The following is a 26,100-nucleotide window of genomic DNA, read 5'->3' as shown; positions in this document are numbered from 1 at the left end:
CTCGCCGCGCTGCGCGACGCGCTGGCCGCCCGCGAGGACGAGATCGTCGAGACGGTCACCGCCGAACTCGGCGCACCGCCCGCCTTCGCGCGGTCCGTCCACGCGGCTCTGCCGATCACCGTGGCCGGGACCTGCGCCGAACTCGCCGCGCAGCACGCCTTCGAGGAGCGGACGGGCAACTCCACCGTCCTCCTGGAGCCGGTCGGCGTGGTCGGCGCGATCACGCCCTGGAACTACCCGCTGCACCAGATCGTCGCCAAGGCCGCCCCCGCGCTCGCCGCGGGCTGCACCGTCGTCCTCAAGCCCGCCGAGGACACCCCGCTGGTCGCCCAGCTGTTCGCCGAGACCGTCCACGAGGCCGGATTCCCGGCGGGCGTCTTCAACCTGGTCACCGGGCTCGGCCCGGTCGCGGGACAGGCGCTCGCCGAGCACTCCGGCGTCGACATGGTCTCCTTCACCGGTTCCACCGCCGTCGGACGGCGCGTCGGCGCGCTCGCGGGCGCCGCCGTGAAGCGGGTCGCCCTCGAACTGGGCGGCAAGTCCGCCAACGTGATCCTGCCCGGCGCCGACCTCGCCCGCGCGGTCAACGTCGGCGTCGCCAACGTCATGTCCAACTCCGGCCAGACGTGCAGCGCGTGGACCCGGATGCTGGTCCACCGCGACGAGTACGAGCAGGCGGTGACCCTCGCCGCCACGGCCGCCGCCAAGTACGGCGACCGGATCGGCCCGCTGGTCAACGCCACCCAGCGGGCCAGGGTGCTCGGTTACATCGACAAGGGCCTCGCCGAGGGGGCCCGTCTGGTCGCGGGCGGCACCGAACCCCCGCGCCCGCGCGGCTACTTCGTCAGCCCCACCGTCCTCGCCGACGTCACGCCCACGATGACCGTCGCCCAGGAGGAGATCTTCGGCCCGGTCCTGACGATCCTGCGCTACGAGGACGAGGAGGACGCCCTGCGCATCGCCAACGGCACCCTCTACGGCCTCTCCGGGGCGGTCTGGGCCGCCGACGACGCCGAGGCAGCCGCCTTCGCCCGCCGCATGGAGACCGGACAGGTCGACATCAACGGCGGCCGCTTCAACCCCCTCGCGCCCTTCGGCGGCCACAAGCAGTCCGGCGTGGGCAGGGAACTCGGCGCGCACGGCCTCGCCGAGTTCCTCCAGACCAAGTCCCTCCAGTTCTGAGGAGCGTTCCCATGGTTCGCGCAGCCGTTCTGCCCGCCGTCGGCGCCCCGCTGGAGGTCACCGGCATCGCCCTGCCCGATCCGGGCCCCGGCCGGGTCCGGGTCAGGCTCGCCGCCGCCGGGGTCTGCCACTCCGACCTCTCCCTCTCCGACGGCACCATGCGGGTGCCGGTCCCCGCGGTCCTCGGCCACGAGGGCGCCGGCACGGTCGTCGCCGTCGGCGAGGACGTCACCGGCGTCGCCCCCGGCGACCAGGTCGTCCTCAACTGGGCTCCCGCCTGCGGCCGTTGCCACGCCTGCTCGCTCGGCGAGGTCTGGCTGTGCGCCAACGCCCTCAACGGCGCCTCCGAGGTGTACGCCCACCGCGCCGACGACGGCTCCGGCCTCCACCCCGGCCTGAACGTCGCCGCGTTCGCCGAGGAGACCGTCGTCCCCGCGCACTGCCTGCTGCCGCTCCCCGACGGCATCCCGCTGACCGACGCGGCCCTGCTCGGCTGCGCCGTCCTCACCGGCTACGGCGCGGTCGTCCACTCCGCCCGGGTCCGCGCGGGCGAGACGGTCGCCGTGCACGGCGTCGGCGGCGTCGGTCTCGCGGCGCTCCAGGCGGCCAGGATCGCGGGCGCGGAACGGATCGTCGCCGTCGACGTCTCCCCGGCGAAGGAGGAGCTGGCGCGGGCGGCGGGCGCCACCGACTACCTGATCGCGTCCGCCACCACGGCCCGCGAGATCCGCGCCCTCACCGGCGGCACCGGCGTGGACGCGGCGATCGAGTGCGTCGGCCGCGCCGCGACCATCAGGGCCGCCTGGGACTCCACCCGGCGCGGCGGACGCACCACGGTCGTCGGCATCGGCGGCAAGGACCAGCAGGTCACCTTCAACGCCCTGGAGATCTTCCACTGGGGCCGCACCCTCTCGGGCTGCGTGTACGGCAACGCCGACCCCGCCCGCGACCTGCCGGTCCTCGCCGGACACGTCCGCGCGGGCCGCCTCGACCTGGGCGCGCTGGTGACCGAACGGATCGGCCTGGACGGCATCCCGGCCGCCTTCGGGAACATGCTCGCGGGCAAGGGCGGCCGGGCCCTCGTGGTGTTCTGAACGCGGGACCCTACTCCCGTCCGCCCGACGGGAGCCGGGCCTCCCCGTCCGGCGGGGGAGGCCCGTCGGCGCCCGTCCGGGCGGGGACGTCCGCCGCCCGCGCCCGCCGCCGGGACCTGGACACCGCGACCCCGGCCAGGCACAGCAGCCCGCCCGCCAGCGTCACCGGGCCCGGCACCTCGCCGAGCAGCAGCCACGACATCAGCACGACGAGGGCGGGCACCGCGTACGTCGTCGCGCCCATCCGGCCCGCGGTCGTGCGGGCCAGCGCGTACGCCCAGGTGGTGAAGGCCAGGGCGGTCGGGAAGACGCCCAGGTACACCATGTTGAGGGTGGCCGACACGGGTGCCTCGCCGACCTCCCGCGCCAACTGCCCGGCGAACGGCAGGCATCCGACCGCCCCGACCAGACAGCCGAACGCCGTCACCTGCAACGGGCTCCCGCTGCCCAGGGCGGGCTTCTGCGCGACGACGCCGACCGCGTAGGCGACGGCGGCCAGCAGGCACACCACCACCCCGAGCACCGACGAGCCGCCGTCGCCCGACATCGACAGCCCCACGGTGACCGCCCCCGCGAACGACACCGCCATCCCCGCCAGCAGCCGCGGCGGCATCGGGTCGCCGAGCAGCCGGTTGCCGAGCAGCGCGATGAGGATCGGGCCGACGTTCACGACGAGGGCCGCGGTCCCGGCGTCGACCCGCTGCTCCGCCCAGTTCAGGGCGACCATGTAGAACCCGAACCAGACGACGCCGGAGACGAGGATGCCCGGCCAGGCGGCGCGCGGCGGCCACCCCGTCCGGCGCACCACGCAGAACGCGCCCAGGGCCAGCGCGCCGGAGGCCAGCCGCCCGAGGGCCAGCGCGCCGGGGGTGTACGCGGCCCCCGCGCTCCTGATCGACACGAAGGCGGAGGCCCACAGCACGACGCTGACCACGGCGGCACCGGCCGCGAGCAGTTCGGTCCTGCGATCGGGGGAGGGGTTCATCATGGTCCTTGAGCGTAGGAGGAGCGGGGGACAGGGTCTCGCGGGTTTCCGACACGGATCCACGAGCGGTGAAGGGCACGGGGGCGCGGAGGGCGCGGAGGGTGCGTGACGGGGGCGATGCCCGGGAAGCCCGACCGGTTGGGCCGGTCACGCGGGCTGGACGGGTCGGGCCGTCCCGCTGGTCGAGCGGTCACGCTGGTCGGTCGCGTCGGTCGCGTCGGTCGCGTCGGTCGCGTCGGTCGCGTCGGTCAGGTCGGTCAGGTCGGTCAGGTCGGTCAGGTCAGGTCGGGTCGGCGGCGTGCGGCGGTCAGCGCAGGGCGTCCGGGGGCACCCCGAGCAGGTCGCGCAGGGCCCGCTCCCCGGCCGCCGTCACCCGTACGGCCCGTTCCGAGCCGATCCGGGCGCACCAGCCCGTCTCCAGCGCGTGCCGGCAGAGCGCGGCCCCGGCCGCTCCCGCGAGGTGCGGGCGGCGTTCGGTCCAGTCGAGGCAGGCGCGGGCCAGCGGGCGGCGGCCGCCGGGGTCGAGCGCGATCCCGTTCGCCGCGAACCACTCCAGCCCGGCGCCGGTGAGCGCGAACCCGGTCTCCCGCAGCAGCAGGCCCCGGTCGGCGAGGGCGTCGGTCAGCGCGATGCCGAGGCGGCCCGCGAGATGGTCGTAGCAGGTGCGGGCGCGGGCCATCGCGGAGTCGGCGGTCGCCGCCCGCAGTCCGCCCCGCCGGGGCAGGTCGGCCGGGCCGCTCCAGGCGGCCAGCTCCTCGACGAGCTGGGCGGCCCGGGGGCCGGCGAGCCGCACGTAGCGGTGGCGGCCCTGGCGTTCCTCGGCGAGCAGCCCGCCGGTGACGAGCCGGTCCAGATGCCCGGTGAGCGTGGACGGCGCGACGCCCGCGTACCGGGCCAGCTCACCCGCGGTCCAGGCCCGCCCGTCCAGCAGCGCGAGCAGGCAGACGGCGCGCGTCCCGTCGGCGACGAGCGCGGCGAGATGGGCCAGCCGGGCCGCCCGGGGGTCCCTGGGGGTGGTCATGTCCCCAGCATGCGCCCGGGAAACTTCGGCCGGGACCGAACCGTCCCGGGCGGGCCGCTCAGGGCTCCCGGACCAGCCGCGCGTACTGCTGCGCGAGGCCGTCGAGCAGCGCCGTCAGACCGGTCTCGAAGGCCCGCTCGTCGATCTTCTCCTGCTGGTCGGCGAGGAGGTGGGCCTGGCCGAGGTGGGGGTAGTCGGCGGGGTCGTAGGCGCTCTGGTCGTCCACGAAGCCCCCGGCGAACGAGCCGAGCGCGGAGCCCATGATGAAGTACCGCATCAGCGCGCCGATCGAGGTGGCCTGGGCGGGCGGCCAGCCCGCGTCGACCATCGCGCCGTAGACCGCGTCGGCCAGCCGCAGCGCGGCCGGTCTGCGGCCGGGGCCGCGGGCCAGCACCGGCACGATGTTCGGGTGGTCGCGCAGCGCGGACCGGTAGGAGACCGCCCAGTCGTGCAGCGCGGTCCGCCACTGCCTGCCGTCCTCGAACATCGACAGGTCGACCTGGGCGCTCACCGAGTCGGCGACCGCCTCCAGGATCTCGTCCTTGGTGCGGAAGTGGTTGTAGAGGGAGGGCCCGCTGACGCCCAGTTCGGCGGCGAGGCGGCGGGTGGAGACGGCCGCGAGCCCCTCCGCGTCCACCAGCGCGCGCGCCGTCGCGACGATGCGGTCGGTGCTGAGGAGGGGCTTGCGCGGTCGGGCCATGGCGCACATAGTAGGGCTGCGACTGGAAACTAGCAGTGCTAATTAAAGGGCACGTCTCTGTGGGGTGACTCGGCATGAACCTGGAGCTCAGCGAGGAGCAGAGCGCCGTACGGCGGCTCGCCCGCGACTTCGTGGCCCGGGAGATCACCCCGCACGCCACCGACTGGGACCGGGCCGAGGAGGTCGACCGGGCCATCGTGAAGAAGCTCGGCGAGGTCGGCTTCCTCGGCCTCACGATCGACGAGGAGTACGGCGGCTCCGGCGGCGACCACCTCGCGTACTGCCTGGTCACCGAGGAGCTGGGCCGCGGCGACTCCTCCGTGCGCGGCATCGTCTCGGTCTCCCTCGGGCTGGTCGCCAAGTCCGTCGCCGCCTGGGGCGACGAGGAGCAGCGGCGGCGCTGGCTGCCGGGGCTCACCTCCGGCGCGTACGTCGGCTGCTTCGGCCTCACCGAACCCGGCACCGGCTCCGACGCGGGCAGCCTCACCACCCGGGCGGTCCGCGACGGCGACACCTTCGTCATCGACGGCACCAAGACCTTCATCACCAACGGCACCTGGGCCGACGTCGTCCTGCTGTTCGCCCGCTCCACCGACGCCCCGGGCCACAAGGGCGTCTCCGCCTTCCTCGTCCCGGCCGACACCCCGGGCCTGACCCGCCGCACCCTGCACGGCAAGCTCGGGCTGCGCGGCCAGGCCACCGCCGAACTGGTGTTTGAGGGCGTGCGGGTCCCGGCCTCCGCGCTGCTCGGCGAGGAGGGCAAGGGCTTCTCGGTCGCCATGTCGGCGCTGGCCAAGGGCCGGATGTCGGTCGCCGCGGGGTGCGTCGGCATCGCCCAGGCCGCCCTGGACGCGGCCGTGCGGTACGCGGGCGAGCGCGAGCAGTTCGGCAAGCCCATCGCCCGCCACCAACTGGTGCAGGAGCTGATCAGCGACATCGCCGTCGACGTGGACGCGGCCCGGCTGCTGACCTGGCGGGTCGCCGACCTCGTCGACCGCGGCGAGCCGTTCGCCGTCGAGTCCTCCAAGGCCAAGCTGTTCGCCTCGGAGGCCGCCGTGCGGGCCGCGAACAACGCGCTCCAGGTCTTCGGCGGCTACGGCTACATCGACGAGTACCCGGTCGGCAAGCTGCTGCGGGACGCCCGCGTGATGACCCTCTACGAGGGCACGAGCCAGATCCAGAAGCTGCTCATCGGCCGCGCCCTGACCGGCGTCTCGGCGTTCTGAGTAGCCGTCTGAGTAGCCCGGCGGATGTCCCGCGCGCCCCGGCCGCCCGATCCTGTGCGCATGACTGACACCTCGGGCAAGCAGCAGAACACGGCGGCCTTCTACGGACAGGCCGTCGCCTCCTTCTCCGTCGCCATGGCCGCGACCGCGCTCGGCATCTTCCGGCTGGACGCCGACGCGTGGGTGCGCGCCTTCCTCGCCATCGCCGTCCTCTACCTGGTCACCTCCGCCTTCACCCTCGCCAAGGTGATCAGGGACCGCCAGGAGGCCGCCGCGCCCCACCCGCACGGTCCCTTCGAGAAGTTCTGAGCCGCGCCCGGCCGGTGTCCTGTCCCCGGCGGCTCCCGACCGGCACACTAAGCGAGCGCTCACCTTCGGCGGTATGGTGGGGCGGATGTCGGCGAGAGGGGCAGGCGAGCGATGAGTACGGCGCAGGAGACGACCGGCGGCGAGGTCGAGCCGTGGGAGCAGGTCACCCCTGACGCGGCCAGGCGCCTGCTCGTCGCCGCGGTGGAGGCCTTCGCCGAGCGGGGCTACCACGCCACCACGACCCGGGACATCGCGGGCCGCGCGGGCATGAGCCCGGCCGCGCTCTACATCCACTACAAGACCAAGGAAGAGCTGCTCCACCGCATCAGCCGGATCGGGCACGACCGGGCGCTGGACATCCTGCGCACCGCGGCCCGCGCCGAGGGCAGCCCTTCCGAGCGGCTCGCCGAGGCCGTCCGCTCCTTCGTCCGCTGGCACGCGGGGCGGCGCACCACCGCCCGGGTCGTGCAGTACGAACTCGACGCGCTCGGGCCCGACGCCCGCGCCGAGATCCTGGCGCTGCGCCGGCAGGTCGACGCGGAGGTCCGCGGGATCGTCGAGGAGGGCGTGGCCGCGGGCGACTTCGACGTCCCCGACGTGCAGGGCAGCACCCTCGCGATCCTCTCCCTCTGCATCGACGTCGCCCGCTGGTTCAACGTCGAGGGCCCGCGCACCCCGGACGAGGTCGGCGCCCTCTACGCCGACCTCGTGCTGCGGATGGTCGGGGCCGCCCCGGCGACGCCCTAGTGGCCTGACCAGAGAGGTTCACCGGCGAACCTTCCCGGTCACGGCCCTAGACGTAGTAGCGGGACACCGACTCCGCCACGCAGACCGGCTTCTCGCCGCCCTCGCGCTCCACCGTGAAGCCGACGGTGACCTGGACGCCGCCGGTCACGTCCTCGACGCCGTTGATCCGGGCCGTCGCGCGCAGCCGCGAGCCGACCGGCACCGGGGCCGGGAAACGCACCTTGTTCGTGCCGTAGTTGACGCCCATCCGCACGCCCTCGACGGCGAGGAGCTGGGGCCCGAACAGGGGCAGCAGCGAGAGGGTCAGATAGCCGTGCGCGATGGTCGTGCCGAACGGCCCCGCGGCGGCCTTCTCCGGGTCCACGTGGATCCACTGGTGGTCACCGGTGGCCTCCGCGAACAGGTCGATCCGCTTCTGGTCGACCTCCACCCAGTCGGTGTACCCCAACTGCTCGCCGACCGCCGCCCTCAGCTCGTCGGCGGACGCGAACGTCCTCGGCTCTGCCATGTCCCGGCCTCCCTGCCTGTCTCCGTGTGCCATCTCTAAGCGACTGCTTAGCATGGTCGGGCGGGAAACCGATGTCAACGGACCCGCGAGCCGCCGCGATGGGTAGGCTCCGGGGAGTGCCCCAGATTCCCGAGAAGATCCACGAACTCACGGTCGGCCAGCTCGCCGCACGCAGCGGGGCGGCCGTCTCCGCACTGCACTTCTACGAGTCCAAGGGTCTGATCAGCAGCCGCCGCACCAGCGGCAACCAGCGCCGCTACCACCGGGACGCGCTGCGCCGGGTGGCGTTCGTGCGGGCCGCGCAGCGGGTCGGCATCCCGCTGGCCACGATCCGCGAGGCGCTCGCCGAACTGCCCGAGGAGCGCACCCCGACCCGGGAGGACTGGGCGCGGCTGTCGGCGGCCTGGCGCTCCGAACTGGACGAGCGCATCAGCCAGCTCAACCGGCTGCGCGACCACCTCACCGACTGCATCGGCTGCGGCTGCCTGTCGCTCGACACCTGCGTGCTGTCCAACCCGGACGACGTCTTCGGTGAACGGCGGTCCGGTTCCCGCCTGCTGGTGGAGCGCGGCGCGGCGGCCCGCGGCACCGGGGCCCCGGAGAACGGCACGGAGCCCGGCCACCGTTAGGGAGCCGGTGGACGGCGAACGGCGCCGGTGTTGCAGGGGGTGCGGCATCCCCGGCGCACCCCCGCCCAGCTCAGGCCACCGAGACCAGCAGCCTTCCGCGCCGTGCGTCAGCCAGGGCCTCGGGCGTGAGCACGGGCCGTGGAACGAGAATTCCGCAGTGGGTGCAGACCGGACCGGTCGACGGCTCGTGGTCCAGGTCGTACTTCCAGATCAGCCGGGCTCCGCCGCAGACCGGGCACCCGGCGTCCGGGTCGCGCTCCAGGGCGGAGATCAGCAGGCGCAGCACCTCGGCCAGCGGTGCGCGGGGGTGGACCCGCGGGTCGTCGCACCAGGCGACCCCGAAGCCGCCCCAGGTCAGCCGATGCCAGTCGTCGACCGTGCCGGGCCTGCGCAGCCCGTCGTGCTTCTCCTTCTTGCGCCGCTCGGCGAAGTCGACCTCGTAGGCCAGCCACACCGAACGCGCCTCTTCCAGCTCCTCCAGTGCGGCCACGAGCCGCACCGGATCGGGGGATCGGTCCTCAGCACCGAACCCGGCCCGGGAACACAAGTGGTCCCAGGTCGCCCTGTGTCCGTAGGGAGCGAACCGCTCCAGGCACTTGCGCAGCGAGTAGCGCCGCAGTGCCAGATCGCTCCGTGGATCTCGGACCTGTCTCGCCAGACTCCGGAAACCGGCCATCGCCCTGCACCTCCGTCACACCTGCACCTGCACTTCGGTCACTTCGGCGTCTTCGTACGGACGTCGCCGAATAGACGTGTCGACAAGCGATTCGGCTCCATCCGATTTCCGATGCCCTCCATAAGCCGTTGCCCCGACTCCAAAAAGTGACGCATGTTCATCTTCAATCCCGGGGATACCGGCGGTAACGTCCCGGCCCACCCTCGTCGGTAGGAGCTGCCATGGCACGGCGTACCCCACGCAACGTTCTCGACAGACTGAGAACTCCCCGCGGATTCCCCGGGTTCCTGAAGAGCACCGCCATATGCATCCTGATTGCCGGACTTTTGTCTCCGCTTTCCCAAGCGGTGGCCGCCGAGCAGGTCACGGCCTCCAACGACTACTGCGGCGGACAGTGCTCCGACATCCTGCCGCCCGGCGAGAACGGCAACGCCACCCTCGCCCAGATCCTCCTCAACCAGGCGTTCGGCACCCAGCCCGCCCACGCCGAGGACCAGCTCGGCCCCTACGCCAACCTGGCCACGGGCTACTCCGCCCTCACCGACGCGAAGATCAACACCTTCTTCAACGACGCCTCGTTCGGGGTCCCCTCCGACCAGGTGGCCTCCACCGAGAACCCCGGCGGACGCACCGACGTCACGATCGTCCGGGACAAGAAGGCCGGCATCCCGCACATCACCGGCACCACCCGGTACGGCACCGAGTACGGCGCCGGGTACGCGGCGGCCGAGGACCGGCTCTGGCTGATGGACGTCTTCCGGCACGTCGGACGCGGCCAGCTGACCACCTTCGCCGGCGGCGCCCCCTCCAACCAGGGCCTTGAACAGGAGTTCTGGCGCAACGCCCCCTACAGCGAGGCCGACCTCCAGGCGCAGATCGACAACGCCGTCGCCGGCGCGGGCGCCCGGGGCCAGCAGGCCCTGGCCGACGCCAACGCCTACCTGGCGGGCGTCAACGCCTACATCGACGCCTCCGACAGCGGGCGCTACTTCCCCGGCGAGTACGTCCTCACCGGCCACAAGGACTCCATCACCAACGCGGGCACCATCGACCACTTCAAGATCACCGACCTGGTCGCGCTGGCCTCCGTGATCGGCGCGCTGTTCGGCTCGGGCGGCGGCGGCGAGGTCAACAACGCCCTCTCGCTGCTCGCCGCGCAGTCCCAGTACGGGCTCGAACAGGGCACCAAGGTCTGGGAGTCGTTCCGTGAGCGCAACGACCCCGAGGCCGTCCTCACCGTCCACGACGGCAAGAGCTTCCCGTACGCCACCAAGCCCGCCAACGCCCTCGGCCAGGCGCTGCCCGACGCCGGTTCGGTGACCCAGGAACCCCTGGTCTACGACCGCACCGGAGCCGCCGCCACCACCACCGCGACCGGCGCCTCCACCACGGCCGCCGCCACCGCCGTCTCCTCCGCCAGGCGCGGCATGTCCAACGCCCTCGTGGTGAGCGGCAAGGCCACCGCGAGCGGCCACCCCGTCGCCGTCTTCGGACCGCAGACCGGCTACTTCGCGCCGCAGCTCCTCATGCTCCAGGAGATCCAGGGACCCGGCCTCAGCGCCCGGGGCGCGTCCTTCGCCGGGCTGAGCCTGTACGTCGAACTCGGCCGGGGCCAGGACTTCTCGTGGTCGGCGACCACCTCGGGCCAGGACATCATCGACACCTACGCCGTCGAGCTGTGCCAGGACGACTACCACTACCTGTACCACGGCACCTGCACGGCCATGGACAAGATCGAACAGAAGAACGCCTGGAAGCCGACGACCGCCGACTCCACCGCCGCCGGTTCGTACACCATGCGGGTCTGGCGCACCAAGTACGGACCCGTCGAGTACCGGGCCACGGTCGGCGGCAAGAAGGTCGCCTACACCACCCTGCGCTCCTCCTACCTGCACGAGGCCGACTCCATCATCGGCTTCCAGATGCTCAACGACCCCGGCTACGTGACGAGTCCGCAGACCTTCCAGAGCGCGGTGCAGCACATCAACTACACCTTCAACTGGTTCTACGCCGACTCCCAGCACACCGCCTACTACAACAGCGGCGACAACCCGGTCAGGGCGGCCGGCACCGACCCCGAGTTCCCGGTCTGGGCGCAGTCCGCCTACGAGTGGAGGAACTGGGTCCCCGGCACCAACACGGCCGACTACACGGCGCCCTCGGCCCACCCCAACTCCATCGACCAGGACTACTACATCTCCTGGAACAACAAACAGGCCCTCGACTACTCGACCGCGTCCTGGGGCGACGGGTCCGTGCACCGCGGCAACCTGCTGGAGGACCGGGTCAAGAAGCTGGTCGCGGCAGGCGGGGTGACCCGCGCCTCGCTGGTGAAGGCCATGGCCGACGCCGCCCTCGCCGACCTGCGCGCCGAGGACGTGCTGCCCGAACTGCTCAAGGTCGTCACCAGTTCGACGGTGACCGACACCACGGCCGCCGCCGCGGTGACCAAGCTCCAGACCTGGATCACCGCGGGCGCCCGGCGCACCGAGACCTCGGCGGGTTCGAAGACCTACGCCAACGCCGACGCCGTCCGCATCCTGGACGCCTGGTGGCCGCTGCTGGTCAAGGCCGAGTTCCAGCCAGGTCTCGGCACCGGCCTGTACACCGCGATCACCGCCAACCTGCCGATCGACGAGTCGCCCTCGGCCGCCCACGGCCCGACCGGCGCGCACGCCGGAAGCTCCTTCCAGTACGGCTGGTGGAGCTACGTCGACAAGGACATCCGCTCCGTGCTCGGTGAGACCGTGCAGGGCGCGCTGCCGCAGAAGTACTGCGGCGCGGGCAGCCTCACCGCCTGCCGCGACCTGCTGATCTCCACCCTGAAGACGGCCGCGGGCCAGACCGCCGCCCAGGTCTACCCGGGCGACGACCAGTGCTCGGCGGGCGACCAGTGGTGCGCCGACTCCATCGTCCAGCGCACCCTGGGCGGCATCAAGCACGGCAAGATCAGCTGGCAGAACCGGCCCACCTTCCAGCAGGTGGTGGAGTACACCTCGCACCGGTGACGTCCCTGGCGGCGGGTCAGCCGATCCGGCCCGCCGCCAGCACCAGCCGGGCCAGCTCCGGGTGCACGATGTCGCTGTGCGCCCCGCACGGCGGGCCGCCCCTGCGCACCACCTCCGAGACGTCGACGTTCACGCAGCCCGCCGTCGGCAGCGGTCCGCGCAGTGCCCCGGCCAGGTCGAGTCCCACCGTGCCGGGCACCGCCTGCACCCCGTCGTGGCCCATCGCGCCCCACTGGGGGCCGAGCCGCCGCCCGATGTCGACGCCGAGGAACGACTCGTCCTCGCCCGCCATCCGGGACGCCAGCGGATACAGGGTGCCGAGCGCGGTGTCGAAGCGCGAGTGGCAGCACACCAACGGCCCGTCGATCCGCTTCTGCTGGCCCTGGAGCATCCCCCCGGCCCGCGCGTCGAACGGCAGCCGCGCGGCGAACGCGTAGTGCGAGAAGGCCCCTTGGAGCAGCGTCACCGACTTCACCGCGCGCACCCCCTCGGCCAGCCCGCCCAGCGCGAACGACACCAGCCGCCCGCCGAAGCTGTGTCCGACCAGATGCACCCGCAGCCCCGGCGCCCGTGCCGCCAACTGCCCCACCACCGGCCCGAGTCCGCGCTCGCCGACGGTCCCCGCCCGCCGCTTCATCGCGTAGTACGTGGCCTGCCGCAGGAGTTCACGGGCGCCGTCCCACGGGTTCGGTGGCGCGAACCCCTCCGCCGCCGGGCCGGGGACGCCGGGTGAGCCGCTCCCGGCCAGACCCGCGAGGGCCTGCGCGAACTCCCCGCAGACCGTGGCCGTGTCCCCGGTCAGCAGCACCGGCTCGCTCTGCGGCACCCCCTCCGCCAGCGTGTCGGCGGCGAACAGCGGCTGCGGCCCGCCGGGCACCACCTCGACCAGCTCCCGCACCAGCCGCCCGAACTCGGCGAACTCCGCGTCCTGGGAGTGCCGTTGTTCCAGGATCAGGGAGATCCGCCCGATCAGCGGCGCCTTGCCGGGGAAGGTCTCCAGGAGCGCGTGCCGGGTCTCCTCGTCCAGCGCGGACGCGTGCGCCGGGGGAGCGGCGGCCGGGGGAGCGGACCTCGGGACCCGCTCGTCGCAGAACAGCATCGACGGCCAGATCACCCCCACGTACCCGATCGCCCCGCCGGGGGCGAGGCGGGGGACCGGCGCGTAGAAGTCGCGGTACAACGCGGTCGCGCCCGCGCGGTCGTTGTTCCAGCCGTGCGCGAAGACGATCAGGTCCCGCACCTGACGTCTCGTCACCCCGGCCAGCAGCCTGTCCCGTTCGGGCCCGTCCACGTCGCCGTCCGCGTCGAAGGTCAGTTCCCAGTACGGTTCCACGCTCATCCCAGGATCTGCCATGACGGGCTCCTTCGTCCCCCGAAGTGCGGTGATGTGCGCGTATCGTCCCGCCGCACGGCGACAAAGGCCAGCCGGATCCGCTCATCCGTACAGGAGATGTTCCCGGCGGACGCGCCGGAAGGCCGCCAGCTCGTCCCGCCAGCCCTCCACCACCTCGTCGGTGTCCGCGCCCGCGTCGATCATCGTGCGCACCCGGGCCGACCCGGTGAGCCTGTCGATCCAGTCGTCGGAGCGCCAGGCGAACCCGTCCCACACCCGCCGGGCCGTCACCAGCAGCGCGATCCCGGTGCGCACCGGGTCGTAGACGGCCCGGTCGTGCACATGGATCTGCACACCGCCGACCGTGGTGCCCTGGAACTTGGAGAACGCCGGCGCGAAGTACGCCTCCCTGAAGTGCGCGCCGGGCAGCCGCAGCCGCTCGACGGCGGCGGCCCAGCGCCCGTCGATCCCGGGCGCGCCGACGAGTTCGAACGGGCGGGTGGTGCCCCGCCCCTCAGACAGGTTGGTGCCCTCGAAGAGGCAGGTCCCCGGGTAGACGAGGGCCGTGTCGGGGGTCGGCATGTTCGGGCTCGGCGGCACCCAGGGCAGCCCGGTCGCGTCGTAGAAGTCGTCGCGCCGCCAGCCGCTCATCGCCACCGTCGTCAGCGGCACCGGCGCGGCCAGGAACTCGCCGTCGAAGAGCCGCGCCAGCTCCGCGACGGTCATGCCGTGCGCCTGCGCGATCGGCTGCCTGCCGACGAAGCTCGCGAACTCCCGGTGCAGGACCGGGCCCTGGGCCGCCCGCCCGGTCAGCGGGTTGGGCCGGTCGAGCACCACGAAGCGCAGGCCCGCCAGCGCGGCCGCCTCCATGCAGTCGTAGAGCGTCCACACGTAGGTGTAGAAGCGGGCCCCCACGTCCTGGATGTCGAAGACGACCGTGTCGACGCCGGAGGCGGTGAAGACGTCCGCCAGCGCGCGCCCGCTGACCGTGTAGGTGTCGTAGACCGGCAGCCCGGTCGCCGGGTCCTCGTGCCGCCCCTCCGAGCCGCCCGCCTGGGCGGTGCCGCGGAAGCCGTGCTCGGGACCGAAGACGGCGACCAGGTCGACCCGCCGGTCCGCGTGCATCACGTCGACGATGTGGCGCACGTCCCGGGTGACCCCGGTCGGGTTGGTGACGACGCCGACCCGGCGGCCGCGCAGCGCCGCGTAGCCGGACGCGGCGAGGTTCTCGAAACCGGTGCGGAAGGGCTCGCGGCGGCGGCCCGCGGCGAGCGCGGGACGGGCCGCGGCCAGCGGGAGGACGGTGGACGCGCTGAGGACGGTACGTCGGGAGAGGCGCATGGGGGGCACCGTAGAAGCCGCGGCCGCCCCCGGACAGCCCCCGACCGCCCCCGGCCTGTCGCACCACCGCGCCCGGCCCCCGCGCACCTCCTTCCGCCCGACATACCGACCGGTTAGTCTGGCCCGGCAGACAGCCGCGGTCGAAGGAGATTGATGGTGGGATCCGTGCAGGGTGCTGGTGTGGTGGTCACGGGAGCCGGTGGCGGGATCGGCGCCGCGCTCGCCCGGAGGTTCGCCGCCGAGGGGGCCAGAGTCGTCGTCAACGACCTGGACGCCGACCGGGCCGCGGCCGTCGCCGCCGAGATCGGCGCGACCGCCGTCCCCGGCGACGCGTCCACCGTCGTCCCCGCCGCCCGCGACGCGCTGGACGGCGTCATCGACGTCTACTGCGCCAACGCGGGCGTCGCCTTCGAGGACGCCGGACCCGACCAGCCCTTCGACGAGCGGACCTGGGCCGCCTCCTGGGACGTCAACCTGATGGCGCACGTCCGGGCCGCCCACGAACTGCTGCCCGCCTGGCTCGAACGGGGCACGGGCCGGTTCGTCTCCACCGTCTCCGCCGCCGGACTGCTCACCATGATCGGCGCCCCCTCCTACAGCGTCACCAAGCACGGCGCCCTGGCCTTCGCCGAATGGCTGTCCCTGACCTACCGCCACCGCGGTCTGAAGGTGCACGCCATCTGCCCGCAGGGCGTGCGCACCGACATGCTCGCCTCCACCGGCAGCGCCGGCGACCTGGTCCTCCAGCCGACCGCGATCGACCCGGCGGACGTCGCCGACGCCCTCTTCAAGGGCATCGAGGAGGACCGCTTCCTGATCCTCCCGCACCCCGAGGTCGCCGGGTACTACACCAACCGGGCCGGCGACACCGACCGCTGGCTCGACACCATGAACCACCTCCAGCGCACCTGGGAGGAGGTCAGGTGACCGCCTCCCACTACGCCGACAAGCCCTGGACGGCCCTGCTCACCGACGCCCAGCGGGCCCCGATATCCCCCGACGACTCGCTGGTCCACGCGCTGCGCCGGGTCGTCGCCGAGGCCCCCGACCGGGTCTTCCTCACCTACTTCGACGGCCGCCTCACCTACCGCGAGGCCGACACGCTGAGCGACTCGGTCGCCGGGCACCTCGCCGCACGCGGCCTCGAACGCGGCGACCGGGTGGCCGTCATGCTCCAGAACTCCCCGCTGTTCGTGCTCGCCCTGCTCGGCGCCTGGAAGGCGGGCGCGGTCGTCGTCCCCGTCAACCCCATGTACAAGGCGGGTGAGGTCGGGCACGTGCTGCGGGACGCCGAGGCCGCCGCGCTGATCTGCTCGGACCGGGCCTGGGACGGCTATCTGCGGGAGGCCGCCGCCGGATCGCCGGTGCGGATCGCCCTGACCGGCTGCGAACGGGACTTCCAGACCCGCGACGACACCCGGGTGCTCGGCTTCGAACGGCTCCCGGAGGCCCCCGACGCCGACGACCTCGCCCGGGTCGCGCTGGCCGGCCACCCGGCACCAGCCGACCGCGCCACCGGCGGTGACGGCCTCGCGCTGATCAGCTACACCTCCGGCACCAGCGGCACCCCCAAGGGCGCCACCAACACGCACCACAACATCATGTACAACGCCGAGCGGCAGCGCACCGGCCTCGGCCTGCCCGACCCGCCCGTCTACTACGCGCTCGCGCCGCTGTTCCACATCACCGGCATGGTCTGCCAACTGGCCGCCTGCCTGGCCAGCGCGGGCACCCTGGTGCTGACCCACCGGTTCGAGGCGGGCGTCGTCCTGGACGCGTTCGCCGAGCACCGCCCGCACTTCACGGTCGGCCCCTCCACCGCCTTCATGGCGCTCGCCGCCCACCCGGCGGCCGTCCCCGACCACTTCTCCTCGTTCACCGTGATCTCCTCGGGCGGGGCCCCGCTGCCGCCCGCGCTCGTCGAGAAGTTCCGCGCCGGGTTCGGGCCCTACATCCGCAACGGCTACGGCCTCACCGAGTGCACCGCCCCCTGCGCCTCCGTCCCGCCCGGCCTCGAAGCCCCCGTCGACCCGGCCTCGGGCACCCTCGCGGTGGGCGTGCCGGGCCCCGAGACCGTCGTGCGGATCCTCGACGACCGGGGCGACGAGGTCCCGTTCGGCGCCCAGGGCGAGATCGTGGTGCGCGGGCCGCAGGTGGTGCCCGGCTACTGGCGGCGGCCCGACGCCACCGCCGAGACCTTCCCCGGCGGCGAACTGCGCACCGGTGACATCGGGTTCATGGACGCGCAGGGCTGGCTGTACGTCGTCGACCGCAAGAAGGACATGATCAACGCGTCCGGCTTCAAGGTGTGGCCGCGCGAGGTCGAGGACGTCCTGCACACCCATCCGGCGGTGCGCGAGGCGGCCGTCGTCGGGGTGCCCGACGGGTATCGCGGGGAGACCGTCAAGGCGTACATCAGCCTGCGTCCGGACGCCGACACGGACCCGGCCGAACTCGCGGCGTACTGCAAGGAGAGACTGGCCGCCTACAAGTACCCCCGGCAGGTCGAGATCCTGACCGACCTGCCGAAGACGGCGAGTGGCAAGATCCTCCGTCGGGAACTGCGTTCCCGTACGCGGGACGGCGCGTAGCACCAGGCAGCAGGCTCGGAAGACAGGTGGCGGTTCAGTGCCAAGGACGACGGACCCGGACGGTACCCCCGTCCCGCAGCGGCTGCTGGCCGCCGCCACCCGGCTCTTCGCCGAGCAGGGCTACGACCGCACCTCCGTGCAGGAGATCGTGGAGGCGGCCGGAGTCACCAAGGGCGCGCTCTACCACTACTTCGGCTCCAAGGACGATCTCCTCCAGGAGGTCTACGCCCGGGTGCTGCGGGTCCAGATGGAGCGCCTCGACGCCTTCGCGGACGCCGACGAGCCGGTCGAGGAGCGGCTGCGCGGGGCCGCCGCCGACGTCGTCGTCACCACGATCGAGAACCTCGACGACGCGTCGATCTTCTTCCGGTCGATGCACCACCTCAGCCCGGAGCGCAACAAGCAGGTGCGCGCCGAGCGCCGCCGCTACCACGAGCGGTTCCGGGCGCTGGTCGAGGAGGGCCAGCGCACCGGCGTCTTCTCCACCGCGACCCCGGCCGACCTGGTGGTGGACTACCACTTCGGGTCCGTCCACCACCTGTCCACCTGGTACCGGCCCGGCGGCCCGATGAGCCCCCAGGAGGTGGCCGACCACCTGGCCGACCTCCTCCTGCGGGCCCTCAGGCCCTGACGCGTCCGCGCTCAGGCGTACTTCTTCAGCTCCCGGCGGGCCAGCGACCGCTGGTGCACCTCGTCCGGGCCGTCCGCCAGCATCAGGGTGCGGGCGCTCGCGTACAGCTCGGCCAGCGGGAAGTCCTGGCTGACCCCGCCCGCGCCGTGCAGCTGGATCGCCCGGTCCAGGATGGACACCACCGTGCGGGGCGTGGCGATCTTGATGGCCTGGATCTCGGTGTGCGCGCCCCGGTTGCCGACGGTGTCCATCATCCAGGCCGTCTTCAGCACCAGCAGCCGCAGCTGCTCGACGGCGACCCGCGCGTCCGCGATCCAGTTCTGCACCACGCCCTGGCGGGCCAGCTCCTTGCCGAACGCGGTCCTGGACACCGCCCGCCTGCACATCAGCTCGATGGCCCGCTCGGCGATGCCGATCAGCCGCATGCAGTGGTGGATGCGGCCGGGACCGAGCCTGGCCTGCGCGATGGCGAAGCCGCCGCCCTCCTCGCCGATCAGGTTCGACACCGGGACCCGGACGTGGTCGAAGACGACCTCGGCGTGCCCGCCGTGCGCGTGGTCCTCGTAGCCGAAGACCCGCATGGCCCGCTCCACGGTGACGCCCGGGGTGTCGCGCGGCACCAGCACCATGGACTGCTGGCGGCGCGGGTCGGCGCCGTCCGGGTCGGTCTTGCCCATCACGATGAAGATCCGGCAGTCCGGGTTCATCGCCCCGGAGATGTACCACTTGCGGCCGGTGATGACGTACTCGTCGCCCTCGCGCGCGATGTGCGTGGTGATGTTCGTGGCGTCCGAGGAGGCCACCTCGGGCTCGGTCATCGCGAACGCCGAGCGGATCTCGCCCGCGAGCAGCGGCTCCAGCCACTGCTTGCGCTGCCGCTCGTCGCCGAACTGGGCGAGCACCTCCATGTTCCCGGTGTCCGGCGCCGCGCAGTTGGTCGCGGTCGGCGCCAGGTGCGGGGAGCGGCCGGTGATCTCGGCGAGCGGCGCGTACTGGAGGTTGGTGAGCCCGGCGCCGTACGCGCTGTCCGGCAGGAACAGGTTCCACAGGCCCTGCCTGCGGGCCTCGACCTTCAGCTCGCCGACCACCGCCGGGGTGTCCCACGGCGAGGCGAGGGCGGCCCGCTGCCGCTCCGCGACCTCCTCGGCCGGGTGGACGTGCTCGTCCATGAAGGCGAGCAGCCTGCCGCGCAGCTCCTCGGTGCGTGCGTCGTAGGCGAAGTGCATGGCGGTCAGCCTTCCTGCAGAGTGGTCAGGCCGTGCTCGATGAAGACGGGAACCAGGTCGCCGATGCGGTCGAAGCCGCCGCCGACGGTCTGGCCCAGGGTGTAGCGGTAGTGGATGCCCTCCAGGATCACGGCGAGCTTGAACCAGGCGAACGCCGTGTACCAGGCGATCGCGGAGACGTCCCGCCCGGAGCGCGCCGCGTACCGTTCGACCAGCTCGGCCGGTGCCGGATGCCCGGCGGCCGTCGCGGTGGTGGAGATGGGGGAGCCGGGCAGCTCCAGCGGGATGCTGTACATCACCAGCAGGCCCAGGTCGGTGAGCGGGTCGCCGAGGGTGGACATCTCCCAGTCGAGGACGGCCGTGATCCGGTCGCCGTCCCCGATCAGGACGTTGTCGAGCCGGAAGTCGCCGTGCACCACGGCGGGCGCGGGGGAGACGGGCAGCCGTCGCCCGAGGGTGGCGTGCAGCTCGTCGACACCGGCCAGCTCGCGGTTGCGGGAGGCGTCCAACTGCTTGCCCCACCGGCGCAGTTGACGGTCGAGGAAGCCCTCGGGGCGGCCGAAGTCGGCGAGCCCCACCTCGGCCGGGTCCACCGCGTGCAGGCCGACCAGCGTGTCCACCAGCGACAGCACCGCGTCCCTGGTGCGGTCGGCGCCCAGCGGGGCGAGCTGCTCGGCGGTGCGGTACGGGGTGCCCTCGACGAACTCCATGACGTAGAACGGCGCCCCGAGCACCTCCTCGTCCTCGCACAGCAGCACCGGTCGCGGCACCGGCACCTCGGTCGGGTGCAGGGCGCTGATCACCCGGTGCTCGCGCTTCATGTCGTGCGCGGTGGCCAGCACATGGCCCAGCGGCGGGCGGCGCACGACCCAGGTCGAGGCGCCGTCGGAGACCGTGTAGGTGAGGTTCGACCGTCCGCCCTCGATCAGCCGGCCGGTGAGCGGGCCCCGCACCAGGCCGGGACGCTCGCGGTCGAGCAGTCCGCGCAGCCGGACGGGGTCGAGACCTGGCGGGTGGTCGGGGCTCATCGGTGCTCCTTCGCGGGCGTGCGGACAGATCCCGCCCCATGATGCCGACCGGTCGGTATGTCGTCCAGTGGCAGCGGGGAACGTGATCCGCACCACGAGCCGACGACGGCCCCCCGCCCGGTCGGGCGAGAGGCCGTCGTCACTCCGTGTGGGGGACCGTCAGTGGTCGTCCCAGTGCCCGTCGTGGGCCGCGTGCCGGTGCCCGTCGTGCAGGTAGTCGACGTGGTCGCCGTGGCGGACTCCCTGATGCCCGCAGCCCTCGCCGTGCCGGTGCTCGTGCCCCGCGTGCGTGGTGTGCCCGGCGGTCTCGCACTCGTCCCAGTGGCCGCCGTGCTCGCGGTGCAGGTGCCCGTCGTGCGCGTAGTCGACGTGGTCCCCGTGCGGCACCTCGGTGTGCCCGCAGCCGGGCCCGTGCCGGTGCTCGTGGGAGACGTGTTCCTGGTGGGGGGTGGTGGTCATGACGCTCACCTTCGTTGTGCGGGGGAGGGGAGACGGGGGTGACGACCGACTCAGGCTGTCACGAAATCGTGACATATCCAGGCATCTCCGTCACGTGGCGCCCCGACCGGCCCACGCCGCGAGCCACCACCGCTACAGCACCAGTGCCGCCGCGCACACCGCCAGGGCCACCGTGCACAGCACCGCCGCCGCCGCGTGCCGGGGGGTCAGGGCCGGTGGGGTGCCGCCCGCCGCGAGGGCGCGGATCCTGCGGTGCGCCAGGGTGAGGAAGGCCAGCCAGAGCGCCCCGCACAGGACACCGGCGACGGTGCCGGTGGCGGTGGGGGCGTCGTGCAGCACCGTCCGGACCGCGAGGACGGCGGCGACGGTGCTCGACAGGGTGGTGCGGCGCCAGGCGAGCCGGGTCCGCTCCGGTTGCAGCCCGGGGTCACGGGGCCGCGCGCCCGGCCCGGGAGCGCCGTCCGCGGGGGCGTCCACCCCTCACCCCTCCCAGCCGACCAGCACCACCACGACCATCGCGACGGCGACGACCGCGACGACCACGCCGAGCAGCGCCGGGAACCGGGAGACCGGCAGGTCCTCGCCCCTGCGCATGGCGCGTTCGCAGCGCACCCAGTGGTTGACCGCGCGCAGCGAGCAGAGCACACCCGCCGCGAGCAGCGCGAGGGCGAGTCCCACCCGCCAGCCCCAGCGCAGGTCGGGCAGGAACTGGTCCACCGCGAAACCGCCGCCGATGAGCGCCAGCGCGGTGCGCAGCCAGGCGAGGAAGGTGCGCTCGTTGGCCAGCGAGAACCGGTAGTCGGGGGTGCGGCCCTCGTCGCGGATCCGCTCGGGGGCGAACCAGAGCCGCAGGTTGCGGGCGAACCCGGTCACGCCGGCGACCCGGCGGCGGGGTCCTCGGCGCGGAACGCGCGCAGCCGCCGGTACGCGGCCAGTCCGTCCGGCACCCACTCCCAGTCGGGCAGCCGCCGCTCCAGCTCCGCGTCGGTGAGGAAGTCGTGCCAGGCGACCTCCTCCACCTGGGGGCTGACCGGCAGCGCGCAGCGGACCTCGTGGACGGCCGACCACCAGGAGTTCCCGGCGCCGTCCTCGTACAGGAAGCTGAAGAGGAAGCGCGGCGCGGGCAGGCCGGTGACGCCGAGTTCCTCCTCGGCCTCGCGCAGCGCGGCGGACGCGTACGACTCGCCCGCGCCGACCACCCCGCCGACGAACATGTCGTACAGGGACGGGAAGACCAGCTTGGTCGGGGTGCGGCGGTGGACGAAGACGCGGCCCTCGGCGTCACGGGCCTGGACGAAGACGCAGCGGTGGCGCAGGCCCTTCGCGTACACCTCGCCGCGCGGGGCCCGCCCCACCACCCGGTCGTGCTCGTCGACGACGTCGAGGATCTCGTCGGCCGGGCTCGGGGCGCCCTCGGCGGGCGGCTCGGATGTCGGGGTCATGTCCCCATCCAAGCAGGACGCCCCCGGGACGGCACGGGCGGACGTCCGCGGGACGGCGGCGCCCCGGGCCCAGGTCCGGGCGGGCCTCAGCGGGGCTGGAGGTCGCGGACGCGTTCCGGCTCGCCCGAGCCGCGCGGCATCGCCGGGTGCATGCCGAGCAGGACGATGCCCGTGACGATCGCGGCGAGCCCGGCCGCCTGCCAGGCCAGCGCCCCGGTGTCGGTGCGCAGCCGGTCGCCGAGGAAGCCGACCCCGCAGATGATCCCGGCCAGCGGCTGGGCGGCGGTGAGCGCGGGCAGCGACATCCGCAGCGGCGCCGTCTCGAACGCGCTCTGCACCAGGATCAGGCCGGTGACGCCGAGCACCAGCACGGCGTACGGCTGCCAGCCGGTGAGCACCTCGGTGAGGCCGCCCGCGGCGAAGCGCTGGCCGCTGACCCGGGTCAGCGCGTCCTGGACGCCGTAGAGCAGCCCGGCGGCCAGGGCCAGCAGGGACGGGCCCGCGCTGAGCCGGGAGCGCTTGGCGTACCAGGTCAGCAGCAGGGCGACGCCGACCATCACGCCGATGATCAGCCAGTGCCGCACCGGGTCGGTCACGGCGTGCCCGCCGCGTGGCTCACCGGCCAGGATGAACGTCGTCACCCCGCCCGCGAGCAGCGCGAGCCCCGCCCAGCCCTGGCGGCCCAGCGGCTGCCGGGTCTGTCTGCGGGAGAGGGCGAGGGCGAAGAGGAGGTTGGTGGCGAGCAGCGGTTCGACGAGGGAGATCTCGCCCCGGCCGAGGGCGATCGCGCCGAGCACCATGCCGGCCACCATCAGGGCGATGCCGCCGAGCCAGCGCGGCACCTTCATGAGGTCGAGGAGCAGGCGCGGGGAGAGGAAGTCGCCGAGCGGGGCGCGCTGGGCCGCGTTCTGCTGGAGCACGAACCCGAAGCCAAGGCAGCAGGCAGCGCTCACGGCGAGAACAAGAACCAGAACCGACACGCTGCGTACCTCGATCACATTCGGCCGGGCCACGGGGTGCGTAGTGGCCGACTGTAGCGTTCCCGGGCGGTCGCTGCCCTGGGAGTACCCGGATACCGGGTGCTGACGCGGTCGGTCCGCGCGGTGGGGACACCGGCGATGACATGACCGTTTTGTCATGGTGAGGGGTTCGCGCGGACGGCGCCATGGCGTACGCCACACGGGTGACCTGGAGGGATCGCCGGAACGTCCGGGATGTGAGAGGGCTGTGAACCACAAGTGCCGCTTCCGTGACGGTAGTTGAACCGTACAGCAGCGTTCCTGTACTTGACGCGGACCGTTGGCTGGGGGTTTGCTGTGCGTGATCAGTCGACGGCAGTCCGAAACCCTGCCGCAGAGCCGCGTCGCGTGAGGAAGTTCCCGCGGTGTCACCACCTCCGCCACCCCTGGGCCGGTCCCGCGAGCGCGCCGCCCGGTCCCTCGACGAGGCGCTCGACGACGCCGAACTCGCCGCCGTCCGGGCCTCCCTGGCCCAGGGGCGCTGGCAGTCCGCGCGCTCCCTGCTCGTGCACACCGGCGACGACTGGGACCGCAGGTGCCACCGCGTCACCGTCCTCGCCCGCGAGCAGTACACCGCCGCCTGGGCCCGCGACTGGCTGCTCACCGAACCGGGCTCGGGCGACGCCGCCGTCCTGCTCGGCCTCGCCCTGACCCACCAGGCACTGCGCGGCAGGGCCGAGCCGCACCACGCCCGCGACACCTGCCGCGCCGCCACCGCCCGGATGCCGGCCGACCCCACCCCCTGGATCGGCCTGCTCCTGCTGGAGCGCGCCCAGGGCACCCCCGAGGGCACCGAACGGATCTTCCACGAGATACGGGCCAGGTACGCCGACCACCACCACGCCCACCACCTGATGGTCGCCCACCTCGCCGCCCGCCGCGCCGAGACCGGACCCGACCCGCTCCACGAGGTCTACGACTTCGCGACCTGGGCCGCCGAGCAGGCCCCCGCGGACTCCCCGCTGGCGATCCTGCCGGTCGTCGCGCACGCCGAGCGCTACCGCGCGCTGGCCCTCGCCGGACACGAGCCGGCCGACCCCGTCGGCTCCCGGCACTGGGCCGGGGGACGCGCCCGCCAGGTGATGAAGGCCGCCTTCGACTGGTGGCTCGAATGGGAGCACGAGGGGCACCCGCGCCGCCTCCTCGACCTGAACTTCCTCGCCCACGCCAAGGTCTGCGAGGGCCGGGGCGCCGAGGCCGCCGCCCTCTTCCACCGGATCGGCGAGCACCTCACCGCGGCCCCCTGGTCCTACCCGGACCGCGACCCGCTCACCGCCTTCCGCACCGCGCGCGCCGCCGCCCTCGGCAGGGCCTGAGCGCGCACCCCCGGGTCAGGAGTTCCCCATGAATCCCTTACGGCCGCGTGCGACACCTGGCCCGGACCGGGCGCGGGGTGCTCGAATGGGCGTGTGAACGCTGAACCACCCGAGGACCCGGGCACCCCGATCGGCCGCCGGGTCCTGCTCGGCACCCTGGGCCTCGGCGCCCTCGGCGTGGCGAGCGCCCCCGTCCTCCAGCGCACCCTGGAGGGGTTCCTCGGCGCCGCCGCCGACAAGGACCCCACCGGCCTGACCGGGCTGCTGCCCAACGGCGGCGGCTTCCGCTACTACTCCGTCACCACCTCGGTGCCCCGCAGGAGCGCCACCGACTACCGCCTCACCGTCGGCGGACTCGTGCGGCGGCCCGCCCGCTACACCCTCGCCGACCTGCGCGCCCTGCCGCAGACCCGGCTGGTCAGGGACGTCCAGTGCGTCACCGGCTGGCGGGTGCCCGGCACCCCCTTCGAAGGCGTGCGGCTCTCCCGCCTCCTCGACGCGGCCGGGGTCCACCCCTCGGCCGGCGCCGTCCGCTTCACCTGCTTCGACGGCGCCTACAGCGAGAGCCTCACCCTCGACCAGGCCCGCCGCGCCGACGTCCTGGTCGCGCTGCGCATGCAGGACCACGACCTCGGCCACGAACACGGCGGCCCGGCCCGCCTCTACGTCGCGCCGATGTACTTCTACAAGTCGGCCAAGTGGCTCTCCGGCATCACCGTCACCGAGAAGGTGCGGCCCGGCTACTGGGAGGACCGGGGCTACGACGTCGACGCCTGGGTCGGCCGCTCGAACGGACGTGACGATGTCCCCACGGACTGAGGCGGCCACCCCGCCCGCCACCGAGGTCCGCCGGTTCGGTCCGGTCCAGCGCCTGGTGCACCGCGCGACCGCCGCGCTGATGGGCGTGTGCGTGGTGACGGCCGCCTGCCTCTACGTCCCCGAGTTCGCCGAACTCGTCGGCCGCCGCGACCTGGTGGTCAGGGTCCACGAGTGGGCCGGGCTCGCCCTGCCGGTGCCCCTGCTGGCGGGCCTCGCCTCCCGCGCGCTCCGCGCCGACCTCGGCCACCTCAACCGCTTCGGCCCGCACGACAGGGTCTGGCTGCGGGCCGCCCTGCGCCGGGACCGGCGCCGCTCCGCCCGCCCCGCCGCCAAGTTCAACGCGGGCCAGAAGCTGTACGCGGCTTGGATCGCCGGGGCGACCCTGGTGATGCTGGGCACCGGACTGCTGATGTGGTTCACCCACCTCACCCCGATCGTCTGGCGCACCAGCGCGACCTTCGTCCACGACTGGCTGGCCCTCACCGTCGGCGTCGTGGTGGCCGGGCACATCGGCATGGCCCTCGGCGACCCGGAGGCCCGCAGGGGCCTGCGCACCGGAACGGTGACCCGCAGCTGGGCGGAACGCGAACACCCGCTCTGGCGCCCGTGAGGGGGGCTCCGCCACGGGAGGACGACGCGTACGGCTCGGCGGGGGAGGGGAGCTGGTGACGCGGGTGCGGTGGCCCGCGCCCGGGGGGCCTGGTGGGGCGGGTGCGGTGGCCCGCGCCCGGGGGGCCTGGTGGGCGGGTGCGGTGGCCCGCGCCCGGGGGCCTGGTGGGCGGGTGCGGTGGCCCGCGCCGGGGGCCTGGT

27 protein-coding genes are annotated in these 26,100 nt (G+C 73.6%); 13 read left to right on the top strand and 14 right to left on the bottom strand.

Annotated elements, in window-relative coordinates:
• Both GA0115242_RS19755 and GA0115242_RS19750 read left to right on the top strand, forming a co-directional pair.
• On the top strand, positions 1 to 1,182 hold a 1,182-nt coding region (locus tag GA0115242_RS19755), incomplete at its 5' end, for an aldehyde dehydrogenase family protein (RefSeq protein WP_093830286.1).
• An 11-nt stretch (positions 1,183 to 1,193) separates the two neighbouring features.
• Positions 1,194 to 2,276 (top strand): Zn-dependent alcohol dehydrogenase, encoded by a 1,083-nt coding sequence (locus tag GA0115242_RS19750; protein ID WP_093830284.1) that lies wholly within the window; start codon positions 1,194 to 1,196, stop codon positions 2,274 to 2,276.
• A gap of 10 nt (positions 2,277 to 2,286) precedes the next feature.
• Here GA0115242_RS19750 and GA0115242_RS19745 read toward each other — a convergent pair whose 3' ends face one another.
• From GA0115242_RS19745 to GA0115242_RS19735, 3 genes are all read right to left on the bottom strand, one after another.
• Positions 2,287 to 3,261, bottom strand: coding sequence for a DMT family transporter (locus GA0115242_RS19745; RefSeq protein WP_093830282.1), 975 nt, complete (start codon positions 3,259 to 3,261; stop codon positions 2,287 to 2,289).
• Between the two features lie 307 nt (positions 3,262 to 3,568).
• Entirely contained in the window at positions 3,569 to 4,282 is a 714-nt protein-coding gene (locus GA0115242_RS19740) for an ArsR/SmtB family transcription factor (protein WP_093830280.1), read from the bottom strand.
• A gap of 58 nt (positions 4,283 to 4,340) precedes the next feature.
• Positions 4,341 to 4,982 (bottom strand): TetR/AcrR family transcriptional regulator, encoded by a 642-nt coding sequence (locus tag GA0115242_RS19735; RefSeq protein WP_093830278.1) that lies wholly within the window; start codon positions 4,980 to 4,982, stop codon positions 4,341 to 4,343.
• 74 nt (positions 4,983 to 5,056) lie between these two features.
• On the opposite strand from GA0115242_RS19735, the gene GA0115242_RS19730 reads away from it, so the two are divergent.
• From GA0115242_RS19730 to GA0115242_RS19720, 3 genes are all read left to right on the top strand, one after another.
• A complete protein-coding gene (locus GA0115242_RS19730) occupies positions 5,057 to 6,208 on the top strand; it encodes an acyl-CoA dehydrogenase family protein (protein WP_093830276.1) in 1,152 nt (383 codons plus the stop codon).
• Positions 6,209 to 6,268: 60 nt separating this feature from the next.
• Positions 6,269 to 6,517 (top strand): YiaA/YiaB family inner membrane protein, encoded by a 249-nt coding sequence (locus tag GA0115242_RS19725; protein ID WP_093830274.1) that lies wholly within the window; start codon positions 6,269 to 6,271, stop codon positions 6,515 to 6,517.
• 111 nt (positions 6,518 to 6,628) lie between these two features.
• On the top strand, positions 6,629 to 7,264 hold the full coding sequence (locus GA0115242_RS19720; RefSeq protein WP_093830272.1) for a TetR/AcrR family transcriptional regulator: 636 nt from the start codon (positions 6,629 to 6,631) through the stop codon (positions 7,262 to 7,264).
• 46 nt (positions 7,265 to 7,310) lie between these two features.
• Here the strand turns inward: GA0115242_RS19720 and GA0115242_RS19715 are convergent, their stop codons facing one another.
• Positions 7,311 to 7,772 carry a MaoC family dehydratase gene (locus GA0115242_RS19715; protein WP_093830270.1) on the bottom strand — a complete coding sequence of 154 codons (462 nt, stop codon included), beginning with the start codon at positions 7,770 to 7,772 and terminating at the stop codon, positions 7,311 to 7,313.
• 116 nt (positions 7,773 to 7,888) lie between these two features.
• Between GA0115242_RS19715 and soxR the strand changes: the two genes are divergently transcribed.
• Positions 7,889 to 8,401, top strand: coding sequence for a redox-sensitive transcriptional activator SoxR (soxR, locus tag GA0115242_RS19710; protein WP_093830268.1), 513 nt, complete (start codon positions 7,889 to 7,891; stop codon positions 8,399 to 8,401).
• Between the two features lie 70 nt (positions 8,402 to 8,471).
• Here the strand turns inward: soxR and GA0115242_RS19705 are convergent, their stop codons facing one another.
• Entirely contained in the window at positions 8,472 to 9,077 is a 606-nt protein-coding gene (locus tag GA0115242_RS19705; RefSeq protein ID WP_093830266.1) for a hypothetical protein, read from the bottom strand.
• Between the two features lie 221 nt (positions 9,078 to 9,298).
• Between GA0115242_RS19705 and GA0115242_RS19695 the strand changes: the two genes are divergently transcribed.
• Positions 9,299 to 12,085, top strand: a complete 2,787-nt coding sequence (locus tag GA0115242_RS19695) for a penicillin acylase family protein (RefSeq protein ID WP_093830262.1) — start codon at positions 9,299 to 9,301, stop codon at positions 12,083 to 12,085.
• A 16-nt stretch (positions 12,086 to 12,101) separates the two neighbouring features.
• Here GA0115242_RS19695 and GA0115242_RS19690 read toward each other — a convergent pair whose 3' ends face one another.
• Together GA0115242_RS19690 and GA0115242_RS19685 are read right to left on the bottom strand one after the other, a co-directional pair.
• Positions 12,102 to 13,439 carry a serine-threonine protein kinase gene (locus GA0115242_RS19690; protein WP_093830260.1) on the bottom strand — a complete coding sequence of 446 codons (1,338 nt, stop codon included), beginning with the start codon at positions 13,437 to 13,439 and terminating at the stop codon, positions 12,102 to 12,104.
• 81 nt (positions 13,440 to 13,520) lie between these two features.
• A complete protein-coding gene (locus tag GA0115242_RS19685; RefSeq protein ID WP_093830258.1) occupies positions 13,521 to 14,759 on the bottom strand; it encodes an exo-beta-N-acetylmuramidase NamZ family protein in 1,239 nt (412 codons plus the stop codon).
• 153 nt (positions 14,760 to 14,912) lie between these two features.
• Here GA0115242_RS19685 and GA0115242_RS19680 point away from each other — a divergent pair, with 153 nt between their 5' ends.
• From GA0115242_RS19680 to GA0115242_RS19670, 3 genes are read left to right on the top strand one after another with little or no spacing between them, the layout of a single operon-like run.
• Positions 14,913 to 15,686 (top strand): SDR family oxidoreductase, encoded by a 774-nt coding sequence (locus tag GA0115242_RS19680; protein WP_093830256.1) that lies wholly within the window; start codon positions 14,913 to 14,915, stop codon positions 15,684 to 15,686.
• Positions 15,683 to 17,350 (top strand): class I adenylate-forming enzyme family protein, encoded by a 1,668-nt coding sequence (locus GA0115242_RS19675; RefSeq protein ID WP_093830254.1) that lies wholly within the window; start codon positions 15,683 to 15,685, stop codon positions 17,348 to 17,350. The genes GA0115242_RS19680 and GA0115242_RS19675 overlap by 4 nt, the downstream gene beginning before the upstream one ends.
• A gap of 37 nt (positions 17,351 to 17,387) precedes the next feature.
• Positions 17,388 to 17,981: a TetR/AcrR family transcriptional regulator gene (locus GA0115242_RS19670; RefSeq protein WP_093830252.1), complete on the top strand. Its 594-nt coding sequence runs from the start codon at positions 17,388 to 17,390 to the stop codon at positions 17,979 to 17,981.
• Positions 17,982 to 17,992: 11 nt separating this feature from the next.
• On the opposite strand, the gene GA0115242_RS19665 is transcribed toward GA0115242_RS19670, so the two are convergent.
• The 7 genes from GA0115242_RS19665 to GA0115242_RS19635 all read right to left on the bottom strand — a co-directional run bounded on the left by GA0115242_RS19665 (position 17,993) and on the right by GA0115242_RS19635 (position 23,116).
• Positions 17,993 to 19,207, bottom strand: a complete 1,215-nt coding sequence (locus GA0115242_RS19665) for an acyl-CoA dehydrogenase family protein (RefSeq protein ID WP_093830250.1) — start codon at positions 19,205 to 19,207, stop codon at positions 17,993 to 17,995.
• Positions 19,208 to 19,212: 5 nt separating this feature from the next.
• A complete protein-coding gene (locus tag GA0115242_RS19660; RefSeq protein ID WP_093830248.1) occupies positions 19,213 to 20,235 on the bottom strand; it encodes a phosphotransferase family protein in 1,023 nt (340 codons plus the stop codon).
• A gap of 159 nt (positions 20,236 to 20,394) precedes the next feature.
• Positions 20,395 to 20,694, bottom strand: coding sequence for a hypothetical protein (locus GA0115242_RS19655; RefSeq protein ID WP_093830246.1), 300 nt, complete (start codon positions 20,692 to 20,694; stop codon positions 20,395 to 20,397).
• A 132-nt stretch (positions 20,695 to 20,826) separates the two neighbouring features.
• The gene (locus GA0115242_RS19650; RefSeq protein WP_093830244.1) at positions 20,827 to 21,171 is read right to left on the bottom strand and encodes a DUF202 domain-containing protein; all 345 of its coding nucleotides are present in this window, start codon (positions 21,169 to 21,171) and stop codon (positions 20,827 to 20,829) included.
• Positions 21,172 to 21,174: 3 nt separating this feature from the next.
• Positions 21,175 to 21,567, bottom strand: a complete 393-nt coding sequence (locus GA0115242_RS19645) for a YidH family protein (protein ID WP_093830242.1) — start codon at positions 21,565 to 21,567, stop codon at positions 21,175 to 21,177.
• Positions 21,564 to 22,136 carry an NUDIX hydrolase gene (locus GA0115242_RS19640; protein WP_093830240.1) on the bottom strand — a complete coding sequence of 191 codons (573 nt, stop codon included), beginning with the start codon at positions 22,134 to 22,136 and terminating at the stop codon, positions 21,564 to 21,566. The genes GA0115242_RS19645 and GA0115242_RS19640 overlap by 4 nt, the downstream gene beginning before the upstream one ends.
• 86 nt (positions 22,137 to 22,222) lie before the next feature.
• Positions 22,223 to 23,116, bottom strand: a complete 894-nt coding sequence (locus tag GA0115242_RS19635) for a DMT family transporter (protein WP_093830238.1) — start codon at positions 23,114 to 23,116, stop codon at positions 22,223 to 22,225.
• Positions 23,117 to 23,520: 404 nt separating this feature from the next.
• Between GA0115242_RS19635 and GA0115242_RS19630 the strand changes: the two genes are divergently transcribed.
• The 3 genes from GA0115242_RS19630 to GA0115242_RS19620 all read left to right on the top strand — a co-directional run bounded on the left by GA0115242_RS19630 (position 23,521) and on the right by GA0115242_RS19620 (position 25,900).
• A complete protein-coding gene (locus tag GA0115242_RS19630) occupies positions 23,521 to 24,471 on the top strand; it encodes a hypothetical protein (RefSeq protein WP_093830236.1) in 951 nt (316 codons plus the stop codon).
• 93 nt (positions 24,472 to 24,564) lie between these two features.
• The gene (locus GA0115242_RS19625; RefSeq protein ID WP_093830234.1) at positions 24,565 to 25,290 is read left to right on the top strand and encodes a molybdopterin-dependent oxidoreductase; all 726 of its coding nucleotides are present in this window, start codon (positions 24,565 to 24,567) and stop codon (positions 25,288 to 25,290) included.
• On the top strand, positions 25,274 to 25,900 hold the full coding sequence (locus GA0115242_RS19620; protein ID WP_093830232.1) for a cytochrome b/b6 domain-containing protein: 627 nt from the start codon (positions 25,274 to 25,276) through the stop codon (positions 25,898 to 25,900). Before GA0115242_RS19625 ends, GA0115242_RS19620 begins: the two co-directional genes overlap by 17 nt.
• The last annotated feature ends 200 nt before the right edge of the window (positions 25,901 to 26,100 follow it).

The sequence above is a fragment of the Streptomyces sp. SolWspMP-5a-2 genome (assembly GCF_900091845.1).
Taxonomy (GTDB): Bacteria; Actinomycetota; Actinomycetes; order Streptomycetales; family Streptomycetaceae; genus Streptomyces; species Streptomyces doudnae.
Note: the sequence above shows the minus strand (reverse complement) of the source record. Positions and strands in the feature narration are given on the sequence as shown.